The sequence below is a fragment of the Pseudonocardia sp. T1-2H genome (assembly GCF_038039215.1).
Taxonomy (GTDB): Bacteria; Actinomycetota; Actinomycetes; order Mycobacteriales; family Pseudonocardiaceae; genus Pseudonocardia.
This window is the reverse complement of sequence record NZ_JBBPCL010000001.1, coordinates 4,268,616-4,282,546: the sequence shown is the minus strand read 5'-3', so window position 1 is coordinate 4,282,546 and position 13,931 is coordinate 4,268,616. Positions and strand designations below refer to the sequence as shown.

The following is a 13,931-nucleotide window of genomic DNA, read 5'->3' as shown; positions in this document are numbered from 1 at the left end:
GTCCCGCTGTCAATCCGCTTCCTGCACCTGTGGGCGCAACTTTCGGCCGGGCGTGTCCGCTGCGCGGACAGCGGGTGGCTACCCTGCCGGGAACGCGCCGTCGAGCTGAGGAGCCGCGTGATGCCGCGCGAGGGCACCGGACCGGATTTCATCGAGGCGCTGGCCCGTGGTCTGGAGGTCATCGCCGCCTTCGGGCCCGGCCGGCCGACGATGTCGCTGACCGAGGTCGCCACCGCGACCGGGCTGGCCAGGCCGACGGCCCGGCGCATCCTGCTCACCCTCACCGAGCTCGGGTACGTGCGCTCGGGGGAGCGGGGATTCGCGCTGACCCCGCGGGTGCTGGAGCTGGGCGTGGCCTACGTGCGGTCGATGGGGCTGTGGGACGTCGCCCGCCCGCACATGGAGCGCTTGGTCGCCCGGACCGACGAGTCGTGCTCGATCGCCCAGCTCGACGGCTCGGACATCGTCTACGTCGCCCGGGTCGCGGTACCGAAGATCGTGTCGCTGGCGGTGCAGATCGGCACCCGGTTCCCGGCGCTGCAGACGTCGCTCGGCAAGGTGCAGCTGGCGGCGCTGCCCGCCGGCGAGCTGGACCGGCTGCTGGCCGAGCCGAGCCGCTCGGGCCTGGTGCCGCGCTGGCAGCCGGATCGCGCCGAGCGCGACGCCGAACTCCGGGAGGTGCGGGCCCGGGGCTGGGCGCTGACCGACGAGCAGCTCACCCGGGGCATCCGGTCGGTCGCCGCGCCGCTGCGCGACGGTTCGGGCCGGGTGATCGCGGGCATCAACGTCAACACCCACGCCGCGGAGACGCCCCTCGAGCGGCTGCTCGAGCACCACCTTCCGCTGCTGCTGCAGACAGCCGGGGACATCAGTGCGGACTTCGCACGCATGGAGACGGTGCCGCACGTGACGGTGACCGCCTCGTAGCCGCCGGGTGAGCGGCCGTCGTCTTGACGGGCGCTCCCCCCGGGCGAACAATCCGCCAGGGCGGACAGAAGTCCGTCAAGCGGACAGGGGGCCCTGGATGGTGGACGGCGCAGCGCGGAACGAGCGCGGGGCGGGCGGGCCGCTGTCGGGGCTGGTGGTCGCCGACTTCTCGCGGGTGCTGGCCGGCCCGTACGCGACGATGCTGCTCGCGGACCTCGGCGCCGAGGTGGTCAAGGTCGAGGGCCCGCAGGGCGACGAGACCCGCAGCTGGATGCCGCCGGTCCGGGACGAGGTGTCCACGTACTACCTGGGCGTCAACCGGGGCAAGCGCTCGATCGCCCTGGACCTGCGGGACTCCGCGGACGCCGAGGTGGCCCGTGAGCTCGCCCGTCGCGCCGACGTGCTGATCGAGAACTTCAAGCCGGGCGGGCTGGCCAGGTACGGGCTGGACTTCGAGTCGGTGCGTACGGCCAACCCCGGGGTCGTCTACGCCTCGATCAGTGGCTTCGGCTCGGGCGCGGGCAGGAAGGTGCCCGGCTACGACCTGATGGTGCAGGCGATCTCGGGGCTGATGAGCCTGACCGGGGACCCGGACGGGCCGCCGTACCGGGCCGGCATCTCGGTGTTCGACGTGATGGCCGGCAACCATGCGGTGATCGGCATCCTGGCGGCGCTGCGGCACCGCGACGCGACGGGCGCGGGCCAGCACGTCGAGGTGAACCTGCTGTCCTCCGCGCTGACCGGGCTGGTCAACCACAGCTCGGCCTACGTCGCGGGCGGGGTGGTGCCCTACCGGATGGGCAACGCGCACCCGAGCGTGTTCCCCTACGAGCCGTTGCCCACCGCGGACAACGACCTCATCGTCGCCGCGGCCAACGACGGCCAGTTCCGCAAGCTCTGCCAGGTGCTCGGCATCCCCGACGTCGCCGACGACCCGCGCTTCGCGCGCAACGCCGACCGCACGGCCCACCGCGAGGAGCTGCGCCCGATCCTGATCGAGCGGCTGCGCGAGCGCGGCGCGGTCGAGTGGTTCGAGTTGCTCGTCGAGGCAGGAGTGCCCAGCGGGCCGATCAACACCATCGACGGCGGGTTCGCCATGGCCGAGCGCTTCGAGCTCGACCCGATCGTCGAGGTCGGCGAGGGCGAGCGCGCCGTCCCGACCACCCGGCACCCGATCCGGTTCTCGGAGACGCCGGCCGCCTACCGGCTGCCGCCGCCGGAACTCGACGAGCACGGCGTCGAGTTGCGCAAGTGGCTCACCACCCCGCAGGAGGACGACCGTGGCTGACCGGAGCGACCGGCCCCGGATCGACCGGCCCGAGTACCCGACCGCACTCGGTGCCTCGGACCTCAAGACGATCACCCTGCTCGGCCAGGACCTCGCCGAGGACGTGATGGGCACCGTCGGGTTCGGCGAGCTGGCGTTCTGGCTGGCCACCCAGCGCCGCCCGGCGCCGGGGGAGGTGCGGGTCTTCGAGGCGGTGCTCGCCGCCCTCGCCGACCACGGCTTCACCCCGACCGCGATCGTCACCCGGCTGACGTATCTGTCCGCGCCGGACTCGATCCAGGGTGCGCTGGCGGCCGGGCTGCTCGGCGGCGGATCGCGGTTCCTCGGGGTCACCGAGGACTGCGGCCGGTTCCTGCACGACGTGCTCACCTCGGTCGACGGCGAGCTGCCGGACGAGGACGAGGGCTGGGACGCCCTCGCGCTGGCGACGGTGCAGGCGGAGCGGGAGGCGAAGCGGTTCGTCCCCGGGCTGGGCCACCACGTGCACAAGGAGGGCGATCCCCGCACCCCGCGGCTGATGCAGATCGCCGCGGAGGAGGGCCTGTTCGGGCCGCACCTGTCGCTGTTCGCCGCGATCGGCCGGGTCCACCCGCAGGTGCTGGGCAAGACCCTGCCGCTCAACGGCGCGGGGGTGTGCGGGGCCGCGCTGGCCGACCTCGGCCTGCCGCTGGAGCTGCTGCGCGGGTTCGCCCTGCTCGCCCGCACGGCCGGCCTGATCGGGCAGCTCGCCGAGGAGCTGCGCCGGCCTGTGGGCAACGAGATCTTCCTGTCGGTGGATCTGAACAACCGGTCCGTCGCTCCCGAGCCGTACACCGACGGAGGTCCGCATGGCTGAGCTGGTCGCGGTGATCGCGTCCACCCACCATCCCTTCTACCACCGCGCCAGCACGTCGACCGGCGAGGACCGGCCGCCGTTCGCCGACGAGTGGGTGCGCAAGGTGGAGGCGTTCCGGGAGACGCTGACGCGCGCCCGCCCGGACGTGCTGGTAATGGTCGGATCCGACCACTTCCACCAGCTGTGGCTGGACAACATGCCGCAGTTCCTGGTGGGCAAGGCCCCGTTCTACGACGCGAACTTCTACAACGAGGAGCGCGAGTTCGGGCTGCCGAGGATGGTGCTCAAGGGTCAGGAGGACCTCTCGGCGTACGTGTTGCGCGAAGGCCTGGACGCCGGGTTCGACCTGGCGTTCTCCAACGAGCTGCGGATCGACCACTCGATCACGTGCCCGATCATCACGTTGCGCCCCCAGAACGACCTGCCGATCGTGCCGGTCTACACCAACATCTTCGCTCCGCCACTGCCGCAACCGAAGCGGTTCGTCCAGTTGGGACGGACGATCCGGCAGCTGATCGAGTCCTGGCCGTCGGACCAGCGGGTCGCGGTGATCGGTACCGGGCACCTGTCGCTGGAGCTGGGCGGGCCGCGGCAGTTCGGCCCGCACGGCCCGGACCCGCAGTTCGACCAGAAGGCGGTCGAGTGGATCTCGTCGGGGGACATCGAGGGCTGCCTGGCCGAGGTGAGCCTGGACAGCCTGCACGCCCCGGGCAACGCCACCCACGGGTTCATGGACTTCATGCTGATGATGGGCGTGGCGGGGGAGGGGCGGAAGGCCGACTACGTCGACACCTACGACCTGTTCCACACCATGGAGGCCTACTTCACCTGGTACCCGAACGGAGCCGGCCGGTGAGCAGGTACCTGTTGGACAAGTTCCTGTTCACCGTGGACCGGGACCCGGAGCTGGTCGAGCGCTACCGCGAGGACCCCGCGGGAACCGTCGCGTGGTGGGAGGCCGAGCAGGCCAACCGCATCCTCAACTGCCACGACGGCGAGTCCAGCACCTGGCTGCGCTTCGACGACCGCGAGCGGGCCGCGCTCGCCGGGCACGACTATCCGGCGCTGTTCGAGCTCGGCGCGCACCCGTTCCTGACGCTGACGCTGTTCATCGCGATGTTCGAACGGGACCACGCCGAGCCGCTCGGATTCCAGAAGGAGTACGCGCAGCGGCTCTCGCACTTCTCGCTGCCCTACCCCGACATCGCCACCTGACCATGCGCGCCGCCGTGATCGAGACGCCCGGCCGGCCGCCCACGGTGGTCGACCGGGAACCGCCGCAGGCCACAGCGGAGCAGGTGCTGGTCGAGATGGCCGCCGCGCCGATCACTCCGCTCGACCTGCTGTGCGCGACCGGGACGTCCTACTTCGGCGTCCCGCAGACGCCGTACGTGCCCGGCGTGCAGGGAGTCGGCACGGTGGACGGCTGGCCGGTGTGGTTCCCCACGACGGCCGGGATGCGGCCCGGCGACGGCAGCATGGCCGCACTCGCCGCGGTCCCGCGAGCCGATCTCGTCCCGCTGCCCGACGGTGCGGACCCGGTGCTCGTCGCAGCGCTGGGGCTCTCGGCCGTAGCTGCGCACATGGCGCTCACGTGGCGTGGCGAGCTGACCACGGGGGAGCAGGTGCTCGTGCTCGGCGCGGGGGGAGTGGTCGGACAGGCCGCCGTGCAGCTCGCGCGTGCCGGCGGGGCCAGCCGGGTGGTCGCGGGCGCCCGCTCGGCCGCCGGGCAGGATCGGGCGAAGCAGGCCGGGGCCGACGCGGTCGTCGCCCTCGACACCGATGACGTCGTCGAGCTGGCCGCCCGGTTCGAGGCGGCCTGCGACGGCCCCGTGGACCTGGTGCTCGACCCGCTGTTCGGGGTGCCTGCCGCCGCCGCGGCCCGGACGCTGCGCCCGGGCGGGCGGCTGGTCCACCTGGGCAGCTCGGCGGCGGAGACCTGCCCGATCGACTCCTCCACCCTGCGCAGCCGGTCGCTGCGGCTGCTGGGCTACACCAACAACGCGCTCACCCCCGAGCAACGCAGTGCTGCCCTCACGATCGTCGCCGAGCATGCCGCCCGCGGCACGCTCACCGTCGCCCACGAGATCGTGCCGCTCGACGACGTCGCCGCGGCCTGGCAGCGCCAGGCCTCCGGAGCCGCCGCCGGCCGGATCGTGCTCGTGCCCTGAACGGCCCCTGGAGGTTCTCCGTGTCACCGTCGCCGCTGCTGCCGACGTCCCTGGTCGGCAGCTACGCCCAGCCCGACTGGCTGATCGACCGCGCCAAGCTCGCCGGCCGGTTCCCGCCCCGGGTACGGGCGCAGGAACTGTGGCGCGTCGACCCCGAGTACCTCGCCCAGGCCCAGGACGACGCCACCCTGCTCGCGATCCGGGCCCAGGAGGACGCGGGGCTGGACATCATCACCGACGGGGAGATCCGCCGGGAGAGCTACTCCAACCACTTCGCCACCGCCCTCGACGGCGTCGACATCGACAACCCGGGCACCGCGCGGGACCGCAGCGGCCATCCCAACCCGGTCCCGCGCATCACCGGCCCGATCCGGCGCCCGCGCCCGATCGAGGTCGACGACCTGCGGTTCCTGCGCCGCCACACCGACCGGACGATCAAGATGACCGTGCCGGGTCCGTTCACCATGAGCCAGCAGGCGCAGAACGACCACTACCCCGACGCCGAGGCCGCGGCGATGGGCTACGCCGCGGCGGTCAACGCCGAGATCCGCGACCTGTTCGCCGCCGGCGCGGACATCGTGCAGATCGACGAGCCCTACATGCAGGCCCGTCCCGACGCCGCCCGCGCCTACGGCCTGGCCGCCCTGAACGCCGCGCTCGACGGCGTCACCGGGACCACCGCGGTGCACCTCTGCTTCGGCTACGCCGCGATCATCCACGAGCGCCCCGAGGGCTACTCGTTCCTGCCCGAGCTGGCCGGGTGCCCGGTCGACCAGATCTCCATCGAGACCGCCCAGTCCGGGTTGGACCTCGGCGTACTGTCCGACCTCACCGACAAGACGATCATCCTCGGGGTCGTCGACCTGTCCACGCCGGACGTCGAGACACCCGAGGTCGTGGCCGAGCGGACCCGTCGGGCGTTCGACCGGATCCCACCCGGGCAGGTCGTCATCGCCACCGACTGCGGGATGAAGTACCTGCCCCGGGCCGGCGCGGAGGGCAAGATGCGCGCCATGGCGGGTGCGGCGCGCCTGCTGCGCGCGGAACTCGCCCCGCCGAACCGCCGGGGATAGCCGGGGCCGCCCTCCGGTGCACCCGGATCCGCCCGACCTGGGCGCGACGCCCCCCGTCAAACCGACCGCTCAGCCGACCCCGACGGAGTCGAGTCCGATCCGCACGGCATCGGCCATCAGGTCCAGGTGCTCGTCGGTGACGGTGAGGGGCGGGGAGAAGCCGAGCGAGGACCCCATGGGACGGACGAGGACGCCTCGTTCCCGGATCGCCGCGAACAGCACGGCCGGCAGGTCGGGGCGGGCGGCGACCTGCCGCGCGTCGAGCTCGAGGGCCCCCAGCACGCCCGTTCCCGCCCGCACATGGTCGACGAGCGGGTGGTCGGCCAGGCCCTTCAGGACCTGGGCGAGGGTCTCCTCCGTCTGCCGTGCCCGCTCCAGCAGCCCGTCGCGCTCCAACACCCCGATGGTGGCGAGTGCGGCGGCGCAGGCGACCGGGTGTCCGGAGTAGGTCTGGCCGTGCTTGAACACCTGGCCGGGGCGATCCCAGAAGGGCTCGGCGACGTGCCCGGACACGACGACCCCGCCGAGCGGCTGGTATCCGGACGTGACGCCCTTCGCGAACACCACCAGGTCCGGGCGCACCCCGAACCGCTCGATGCCGAACCAGTTGCCCAGCCGGCCGAACCCGCAGATGACGGCATCGGCGACGAACAGCACGCCGTGCCGTGCGCACACCTCCGCTGCCGCCTCGAGGTATCCGGGCGGTGGCGGGAGCACGCCGCCGGCGCCGATGACCGGCTCGCAGAAGAAGGCGGCCACCCGCTCCGCGCCGAGCTCGCGGATGGTCTCCTCGAGCATCTCGGCGTCGTTCCAAGCGGTCTGGACGACGTCGGGGACGAAGGGCGGCGCGACCCGGTTGCCGGGGATGCCCGCCAGCGAGGTGCCCAGCCCGTGCGTGCCGTGATAGCTGTGTTCGCGGTGGAGCAGGATCGTGCGGTCCGGCTGCCCGATCGCGGCGAAGTAGGCGCGGACCATCTTGGCGGCGGTGTCGATGGAGTCCCCGCCACCGCTGGTGAAGAAGATCTTCGCGCCGTCCATGGGCGCCCGCTCGGCGAGCTCCCCGGCCAGCCGCAGGGCCGGCTCGTTCGCGAAGTCGTTGAAGACCTGGTAGGCGTCGAGCGTGTCCAGCTGGTCGCGGACGGCGTCGATGATCTCGCGGCGACCGTGGCCGACGTTCGAGTACCAGAGGGCCGCGGTGCCGTCGAGGTACCGCTTCCCGGTGTCGTCGAAGACCCAGACGTCCTCGGCGCGGGAGATCACCGTCCGTTGGTGGCGGACCCGGTCCATGGCGGCGAACGGGTGCCAGAGGGGATGGTCGGCGGGGTCGTGCACTTATGTCCCTCCGGTGGGCTCGTGCGTCGCGCTGGTGGTGGTCCCCTGGACCGTAGGTGCGCGGCCGCGCCCGGTGGTGAGGGGAAACGACAACGCGGGAGCGGGGAATCGGGGAATCGACGATGGCCACCGGGGGATTCTGTGCCGACACTGCCCGCGGCCGAACGCGCTCCTCGACGGGGACGGCGCAGACCCCGCCGGGTGATCTCGTGCGTCACTTCTGAACCGTCAGGCACTCCTGGTGGATTCCGCAACACCGCGGCAACCGCTCTGTGTTTTCGTCAACGCCGTGATCTCGCGAGGCGGAGGTGGGCGATGATTCTCGGCGACGTCCTGGCGCACCCGGACTTCAAGCTGGAACTGCTGGTCAGTGGCGACGACGAACGGCGGCGTGTGGTGCTCGGCGCCCACGCCATCGAGACGGAGAACCCCTCACGCTGGGTCCCGCCGCAGTGGATCGTCCTCACCACGGGCATGCGGCTGCGGCGCAACGTCGCCGCGCAGCGGGCGCTCGTCGCCGAGCTCGCCGGCAACGGGGTGGTCGCGCTCGGCTTCGGCACCGGCATCGCGTTCGAGACGGTCCCCCGCGCGATCGTCCAGGAGGCGGAGCGGCACGGGCTGCCGCTGTTCGCCGTACCCGAGGAGACCCCGTTCCGGGACATCGTCCGCATGGTCGATGCGGATCTCGTGGCCCGGGACCTGCAGACCCTCCGCCGGTCCGCGTCCATCACCGACACGCTCGTCCAGGCGCTCGGGGACCCCGACCCGGAGCGGGCCCTCGTCGCGAGCCTGGCCAGGCTGCTGCGCTGCGAGGCCTCGCTGCACCGCTCCGACGGGACCGTCCTCTACAGCTCCACCTCTGCGGCGGACACCGCAGAGCGTTGGGAACGGCTCCGGGAGCTGCCCCTCTCGGCGCCGCCGGTCCAGATCGTGGCGGACGGGCTCTTCGCCACGGCCGTCGAGGTCGACGGCGCGGTGGTCGCGTGGGTGATCCTCGAGGTGTCCCGGGGCTCGCTGGCCGTCCCACTGATCCTGCGGGCCCTCACCGTCACCGGGCGGCTGCTCGACGGGCTGCTCGGCGTGCGCGGGCGACGGAGCGGGCTGCGTCGCTCGGCTCGCGGTGAGCTCCTCGACGACTCCTGCGGCCCCTGGCGGAACGCGTCCGCGACCCGCGCATCCTCGACAGCGAGGACCGCGCGGCCGAACTGGGCGTCGACCTCGCGACGCCCGGCGTCGTCGCGGTGGGCAGGACGGACGCGTCCCCGGCCCCCGTCGAGGACCTGCTCAACCGCTCGCGCGTCCCGCACCTGCTGACCTGCCGGCAGGGCATGCTCGTGCTGCGCCTGCCGGCGGACGTCGACGACGGTCTGCTCGCCGAGGTGGGCCGGGCGGCCGGCGCCGAGCCGCTCGGCGTCGGCCGCCCCGCGGGCGGCCCGGACGGCGTCCGGACCTCCTACGACGACGCGATGGTCGCCTTCTCCTGTGCGGCGCTCTCCGCGGTACCGGGCGGCGACGGCCCGGCCGTGGTCCGCTACGGCGACCTGGGCCTCATGGAGTGGCTGGTGCTGACCGCGGGGGTGGAGTCCGTGCGCGAACGGGTGCTCGACGTCCTGCGCCCGCTCGAGGGGCACGACCACCTGCTGGACACCCTGCGGGTCTACCTGCGGACCTCGCTGAACGTGCCGGCGACGGCCCGGGCGCTGCACGTGCACGAGAACAGCGTCCGCCACCGGCTGAACCGGGTGCGGACGCTGCTCGGCTTCGACCTGCACTCGGCGCCCAGGTTGGCCGAGATCTACGTCGCGTTGATGCTGCGCGACGCGGCTCCGGCGGCGGTTCCGGGGGAGACGGCCGGGGCGGCCTGACCCTCAGCCCGCCAGGAACCGTTCCAGCGAACCGGTGTGGAACTGCCCGCCACGGAAGGCGTCCCAGCCGACGATCCTGCGATGCAACGGAGCCGTGCTGGCCACCCCGTCCACCGCCAGCTCGGCCAGCGCGCGGCGGGCCCGGGCCAGCGCCTGCTCCCGGTCCGAGCCCCACACCATCACCTTGGCGATGAGCGAGTCGTAGTAGGGCGGGATGCTGCGGCCCGTCTCGAACCCGGTGTCCACCCGCACGCCGGGCCCCGCGGGCAGCCGGAGCAGCGTGAGCCGGCCCGGCGACGGGAAGAACCCGCGCTCGGGATCCTCGGCGTTGATCCGGAACTCGATCGCCGCGCCGGACCAGGAGATCTCGTCCTGGGCCAGCGGGAGCGGGAGGCCGCCCGCGATCCGGAGCTGCTCGACGACGAGGTCGACGCCGGTGACGAGCTCGGTCACCCCGTGCTCGACCTGGATCCGCGCGTTGACCTCGATGAAGTAGAAGCTCCAGGTGTGCGGGTCGACCAGGAACTCGACCGTGCCCGCGCCGCGGTACCCGACCTCGGTGGCGAGCCGGACGGCCGCCGCGCCGAGCTCCTTGCGCAGCCCCGCGGGCAGCCCCGGCGCCGGGCTCTCCTCCACCAGCTTCTGCCGGCGGCGCTGCAGCGAGCACTCCCGTTCGCCCAGGTGCACCACCGCGCCGTGCGCGTCGGCGAGGATCTGCACCTCGACGTGCCGGGCGTCGATGATGCACTTCTCCACGAACACGCCGCCGTCGCCGAAGGCCGCCTCCGCCTCCCGGGACGCCTCGGCAAAGGCCGTGGCCAGCTCGTCGGGCTCGTCGACGCGGCGGATCCCGCGGCCGCCGCCCCCCGCCGCCGCCTTGAGCAGGACCGGGAACCCCACGTCCGTGGCGAAGCCGACGGCCTCCTCGGCGGTGTCGAGCCGGTCGCTGCCGGGCACGACCGGGACGGCGGCGGCCTTCGCCGCACCGCGGGCGGCCACCTTGTCCCCGACCTGCTCGATCACCTCGGCCGAGGGGCCCACGAACGCGATCCCCGCCTCCGCGAGAGCCCTCGGGAGCGCAGGGTTCTCGGACAGGAAGCCGTAGCCCGGGTGGACGGCGTCGCACCCGGCGGTGCGGGCGGCGTCGACGATCCGCCCGACGTCCAGGTAGCTGCTGCGCGCCGGCGCCGGGCCGATCGCGACCGCCTCGTCGGCGAGGGCGACGTGCAGCGCGTCGGCGTCGGCCTCGGAGTGCACGGCGACGGCGGTGATGCCGAGGTCCTGACAGGCCCGGATCACCCGCACCGCGATCTCGCCACGGTTGGCGACCAGGACCTTCCGGGGGAGGGAGGCCGCGCCCATCAGGTGAGCCGCATCAGCGGCTGGCCCGCGTCGACCGCCGCCTCGTTCTCGACCAGGAACTCGGCCACGGTGCCGTCGGCCTCGGACCGGATCTCCTGGAACATCTTCATCACCTCGATCAGCCCGACCACCGAGCCGGAGGCGACGGTGTCCGACTCGTTGACGAAGGGCGGTGACTGCGGGTCGGGGCGCCGGTAGAACACGCCGGGGAACGGGGCGTGGACGATGTGCTCGGGCATGGGGCCTCCTCGGGGATGCGCGGGTGGGGGGTCAACCGGCGCCGAGCGCCTCGCGGACGCGGGCGAGCCGGGCAGCGAGCTCGTGGCGGGCCGTCAGGGCCTCGTCGAGGGTGACCTCGACGAACCGGGTGACGTCGTTGGTCCTGGACTGGCCTGCCCGCCCGAGGTCCGCGCTGATGATCGTGGCGATCGTCGCGTACCCGCCGGCCGTCACGGCGTCGTGCAGCAGGGCGATCGGCTCTGAACCGCCCGGGACCTGGATCGACCCGACGGGATAGCCGATGTCGACGACGTTGGCCGGGTCGCTCCCGGCGCCCGCCGGCGGTGTGCGGTCGACGAACTCGATGGCGCCGCCGCGGTAGCGGTAGCCCACCCGGTTCGCGTCCGGGGTGACCCGCCAGTCCGTGGTGAGGAAGGCGGCCAGGCTCTCCGGGACCAGCCGGTAGCTGGCCAGGCCCACCACCACTCGCAGCTCCACCTGTGAGGGGTGCACGGGCCGCAGCTCCTCGGGCACGTTCGCGCCCGCGGCGGCGGAGGTGGCCGCGGCACCGGTCTTGAGCTCGTCGCCCTCCCGCAGCGCGCGGCCGTCGAGCCCGCCGGTGCCGGTCAGGGTGTAGGTCGAGCGGCTGCCGAGCACCGGCGGCACGTCGATCCCGCCGGAGACGGCGAGGTAGGCGCGGGCACCCGCCTTGAGGAAGTCGAACGACACGACGTCGCCCGGGGAAACCGCGTGGCAGGTCCAGCCGTCGGCGGGCTCTCCGTTGATCTTCAGCGGCATGTCCGCGCCGGTGACGGCGATGTGCGCGGGTTCGGTGAACTCGATCTCCGGGCCGAGATAGGTGCACTCCAGCGTCGCGTGCTCGTCGGTGTTGCCGACCAGCAGGTTCGCCACCGAGAAGGAGAACCGGTCCATGGCGCCCGAGGGCGGCATGCCCAGGTGGTAACCGCCGATCCTGCCGGCGTCCTGCACGGTGGTCATCAGGCCGGGGCGGTGGACCTTAAGCATCGAGCACTCCCTCCAGCCGTCGGACGGTGCCGTCCGGGTCGGCGAACCAGTCGTGCGGGACGAACTCGACCTCGCGTTGCCGGTACCGGAAGGTGCCGTCCTCGACGGTCGCGCGGACGGCGTCGTACTCGGCGCGCTCGATCGCGCGGTACCGGAAGATGTCGCCGGGACGCGGGAAGGTGAACTGCTCGCGGAAGTCCGCGAGCCGCTGCGCCGGGTCGACGATCGGCCCCGGGCAGATCCCGAACAGCTGGTAGCCGCCGGCGCCGTCGACCGGGTAGATCGCGGAGAAGCCGCCGCCCCAGCCGAAGGCGCGCTCCGGGGTGAAGGTGCGCGGGCGGACGTACTTCGGCACCTCGATCTGCCGGTCGGCGGGCACCAGCTGGTAGCCCCAGGGCACGGCCGGGACGAACCCGATCATGGAGACGATGAACGGGGCGCCGACCATCGCGGCGATGAAGGAGTCCGTGTCGGGGTAGCCGTTGAGCCTCTGCCGCGAACTCCAGGTCCGTGCGGTCCGGAGTCTGGTGCCGGTCGCGGAAGCGCATCACGGTCTCGTGCGTCCACTCGTCCCGGAACAGCACCGGGACGTCCACGATGCGGGTCTGCAGGACGAAGTCCTCGGCTTCCCCGACCTCCTCGGCAAGCTCCTTCAGCCGCTCGAGCATGGCCCGCGGGTGCACGACGTCCGGGTCGATCCGCACCATGTAGGCCGCGTTCGACGGACAGATCTCGACGACGCCGGGCAGGGCCAGCTCCGCCAGCCGCCGCGTGACGGCCTGGGCGCGGAGGTTGGCCCGCAGGCTCATCGACTCCGACAGCTGCGCGACGATCCACTCGTCGCCACCGAAGGTGTAGAGGCTGCCGTCGGGCCCGGGAGCCAGCTCGGGGCGGGCCGCCGCCGTCACGCGTCGGTCCCGACGGCCGCGATGGTCGCGCCGGACTCGGTGATCGCGGTGCGGACGGCCAGCGCGACGTCGACCGCGTTGGGCCCGTCCGAGTGGATGCACACGCTGCGCGCCTCGCGCGGCAGCAGGGTGCCGTCCTCCGCCTCCACGACGCCCTCGGTCAGGAAGCGCTTGACCTGCGACGCCGCGAACGCGACGTCCGTGCGGAGCTTCTGCTTCTGGATCACCAGGTGGCCGTCGGGGGAGTAGCTGAGGTCGGGGTAGATCTCGCCGATGACCTCGTGGCCCAGCTCCGCGAGCTCCTCGCAGAACACCGCGCCCGTCGTCGGGGCGGGCCAGTAGACCTTCGCCTCCGGCGCGAGTCGGTGGACCGCGCCCGCGGCGGCGGCGCCGGCCTCGGCGTTGTCGCGCAGGTACGCGTAGAGCGCGCCGTGCGGCTTCACGTGGTTGAGCGGCATGTCCCGCGCCCGGAGGAATCCGGTCAGCGCCCCCACCTGGTACGTCACGATGGCCGCGACCTCCTCGGGGGCGAGCGGTATCGGGCGCCGGCCGAAGCCCATCAGGTCCTGGTACCCGGGGTGCGCGCCCACGACGACGCCGTGCTGGTCGGCCAGCTCGACGGTGCGACCCATGATCACCGGATCGCCGGCGTGGAAGCCGCAGGCGACGTTCGCGGTCGTGATCAGGGGCATGATCTCCGCGTCGGCGCCCATGGTCCAGTTGCCGAAGCCCTCGCCGATGTCGCAGTTGATGTCCACGGCCCGCAGGGCCTGGTGGTCCGTCATGCTGGCTCCTTCCGGAGATGCGCCGAGGAGGTGGTCGGACGATGCCGAAGGCTGCCTCACGTCGATGAGCAGGGCAATCGCGGATTCCCCAATTCGCCGCGGCGCACACTGCGTATCCGCCAGTGGCGCCGCCCCGGCCC

Annotated in this window: 15 protein-coding genes and 1 pseudogene; 9 read left to right on the top strand and 7 right to left on the bottom strand. The window is 72.9% G+C overall.

Annotation, left to right across the window (positions count from 1 at the left end; all coding sequences use genetic code 11):
• The first annotated feature begins 120 nt into the window (after nt 1-120).
• From WBK50_RS21100 to WBK50_RS21070, 7 genes are all read left to right on the top strand, one after another.
• Nucleotides 121-927, top strand: a complete 807-nt coding sequence (locus WBK50_RS21100) for an IclR family transcriptional regulator domain-containing protein (RefSeq protein ID WP_341337257.1) — start codon at nt 121-123, stop codon at nt 925-927.
• 97 nt (nt 928-1,024) lie between these two features.
• Nucleotides 1,025-2,215 (top strand): CaiB/BaiF CoA transferase family protein, encoded by a 1,191-nt coding sequence (locus tag WBK50_RS21095; RefSeq protein ID WP_341337256.1) that lies wholly within the window; start codon nt 1,025-1,027, stop codon nt 2,213-2,215.
• Nucleotides 2,208-3,050, top strand: a complete 843-nt coding sequence (locus tag WBK50_RS21090) for a citryl-CoA lyase (protein ID WP_445942290.1) — start codon at nt 2,208-2,210, stop codon at nt 3,048-3,050. Before WBK50_RS21095 ends, WBK50_RS21090 begins: the two co-directional genes overlap by 8 nt.
• On the top strand, nt 3,043-3,906 hold the full coding sequence (locus WBK50_RS21085; RefSeq protein ID WP_341337255.1) for a DODA-type extradiol aromatic ring-opening family dioxygenase: 864 nt from the start codon (nt 3,043-3,045) through the stop codon (nt 3,904-3,906). Before WBK50_RS21090 ends, WBK50_RS21085 begins: the two co-directional genes overlap by 8 nt.
• Nucleotides 3,903-4,265 (top strand): hypothetical protein, encoded by a 363-nt coding sequence (locus tag WBK50_RS21080; protein ID WP_341337254.1) that lies wholly within the window; start codon nt 3,903-3,905, stop codon nt 4,263-4,265. The genes WBK50_RS21085 and WBK50_RS21080 overlap by 4 nt, the downstream gene beginning before the upstream one ends.
• 14 nt (nt 4,266-4,279) lie before the next feature.
• The gene (locus WBK50_RS21075; RefSeq protein ID WP_341337253.1) at nt 4,280-5,221 is read left to right on the top strand and encodes a quinone oxidoreductase family protein; all 942 of its coding nucleotides are present in this window, start codon (nt 4,280-4,282) and stop codon (nt 5,219-5,221) included.
• A 20-nt stretch (nt 5,222-5,241) separates the two neighbouring features.
• Complete coding sequence (locus WBK50_RS21070; RefSeq protein ID WP_341337252.1) at nt 5,242-6,294, top strand: uroporphyrinogen decarboxylase family protein; 1,053 nt, start codon at nt 5,242-5,244, stop codon at nt 6,292-6,294.
• Nucleotides 6,295-6,363: 69 nt separating this feature from the next.
• Here WBK50_RS21070 and WBK50_RS21065 read toward each other — a convergent pair whose 3' ends face one another.
• Nucleotides 6,364-7,626, bottom strand: a complete 1,263-nt coding sequence (locus WBK50_RS21065; protein ID WP_341337251.1) for an aminotransferase family protein — start codon at nt 7,624-7,626, stop codon at nt 6,364-6,366.
• A 315-nt stretch (nt 7,627-7,941) separates the two neighbouring features.
• On the opposite strand from WBK50_RS21065, the gene WBK50_RS21060 reads away from it, so the two are divergent.
• Both WBK50_RS21060 and WBK50_RS21055 read left to right on the top strand, forming a co-directional pair.
• Nucleotides 7,942-8,940 carry a PucR family transcriptional regulator ligand-binding domain-containing protein gene (locus WBK50_RS21060; protein WP_341337250.1) on the top strand — a complete coding sequence of 333 codons (999 nt, stop codon included), beginning with the start codon at nt 7,942-7,944 and terminating at the stop codon, nt 8,938-8,940.
• Nucleotides 8,868-9,491: a PucR family transcriptional regulator gene (locus WBK50_RS21055; protein ID WP_341337249.1), complete on the top strand. Its 624-nt coding sequence runs from the start codon at nt 8,868-8,870 to the stop codon at nt 9,489-9,491. Before WBK50_RS21060 ends, WBK50_RS21055 begins: the two co-directional genes overlap by 73 nt.
• A gap of 3 nt (nt 9,492-9,494) precedes the next feature.
• On the opposite strand, the gene WBK50_RS21050 is transcribed toward WBK50_RS21055, so the two are convergent.
• From WBK50_RS21050 to WBK50_RS21025, 6 genes and pseudogenes are all read right to left on the bottom strand, one after another.
• Nucleotides 9,495-10,853 (bottom strand): acetyl-CoA carboxylase biotin carboxylase subunit, encoded by a 1,359-nt coding sequence (locus WBK50_RS21050; protein ID WP_341337248.1) that lies wholly within the window; start codon nt 10,851-10,853, stop codon nt 9,495-9,497.
• Nucleotides 10,853-11,092, bottom strand: a complete 240-nt coding sequence (locus WBK50_RS21045) for an acetyl-CoA carboxylase (protein ID WP_341337247.1) — start codon at nt 11,090-11,092, stop codon at nt 10,853-10,855. Before WBK50_RS21045 ends, WBK50_RS21050 begins: the two co-directional genes overlap by 1 nt.
• Before the next feature lie 31 nt (nt 11,093-11,123).
• A complete protein-coding gene (locus WBK50_RS21040) occupies nt 11,124-12,098 on the bottom strand; it encodes a 5-oxoprolinase subunit C family protein (RefSeq protein ID WP_341337246.1) in 975 nt (324 codons plus the stop codon).
• Complete coding sequence (locus tag WBK50_RS21035) at nt 12,091-12,546, bottom strand: carboxyltransferase domain-containing protein (protein ID WP_341337245.1); 456 nt, start codon at nt 12,544-12,546, stop codon at nt 12,091-12,093. The genes WBK50_RS21040 and WBK50_RS21035 overlap by 8 nt, the downstream gene beginning before the upstream one ends.
• Nucleotides 12,547-12,634: 88 nt before the next feature.
• A pseudogene (locus WBK50_RS21030) lies at nt 12,635-12,907 on the bottom strand (carboxyltransferase domain-containing protein); the annotation flags it as partial.
• Nucleotides 12,908-13,002: 95 nt separating this feature from the next.
• Nucleotides 13,003-13,791 carry a 5-oxoprolinase subunit PxpA gene (locus tag WBK50_RS21025; RefSeq protein ID WP_341337244.1) on the bottom strand — a complete coding sequence of 263 codons (789 nt, stop codon included), beginning with the start codon at nt 13,789-13,791 and terminating at the stop codon, nt 13,003-13,005.
• Between the last annotated feature and the right edge of the window lie 140 nt (nt 13,792-13,931).

Excerpts from the sequence above, each read along its gene's own strand:
- WBK50_RS21040 (WP_341337246.1), bottom strand. The coding sequence starts at position 12,098 with ATGCTTAAGGTCCACCGCCCCGGCCTGATGACCACCGTGCAGGACGCC.
- WBK50_RS21045 (WP_341337247.1), bottom strand. The coding sequence starts at position 11,092 with ATGCCCGAGCACATCGTCCACGCCCCGTTCCCCGGCGTGTTCTACCGG.
- WBK50_RS21095 (WP_341337256.1), top strand. The coding sequence starts at position 1,025 with ATGGTGGACGGCGCAGCGCGGAACGAGCGCGGGGCGGGCGGGCCGCTG.
- WBK50_RS21035 (WP_341337245.1), bottom strand. The coding sequence starts at position 12,546 with ATGGTCGGCGCCCCGTTCATCGTCTCCATGATCGGGTTCGTCCCGGCC.
- WBK50_RS21085 (WP_341337255.1), top strand. The coding sequence starts at position 3,043 with ATGGCTGAGCTGGTCGCGGTGATCGCGTCCACCCACCATCCCTTCTAC.
- WBK50_RS21100 (WP_341337257.1), top strand. The coding sequence starts at position 121 with ATGCCGCGCGAGGGCACCGGACCGGATTTCATCGAGGCGCTGGCCCGT.
- WBK50_RS21025 (WP_341337244.1), bottom strand. The coding sequence starts at position 13,791 with ATGACGGACCACCAGGCCCTGCGGGCCGTGGACATCAACTGCGACATC.
- WBK50_RS21060 (WP_341337250.1), top strand. The coding sequence starts at position 7,942 with ATGATTCTCGGCGACGTCCTGGCGCACCCGGACTTCAAGCTGGAACTG.
- WBK50_RS21050 (WP_341337248.1), bottom strand. The coding sequence starts at position 10,853 with ATGGGCGCGGCCTCCCTCCCCCGGAAGGTCCTGGTCGCCAACCGTGGC.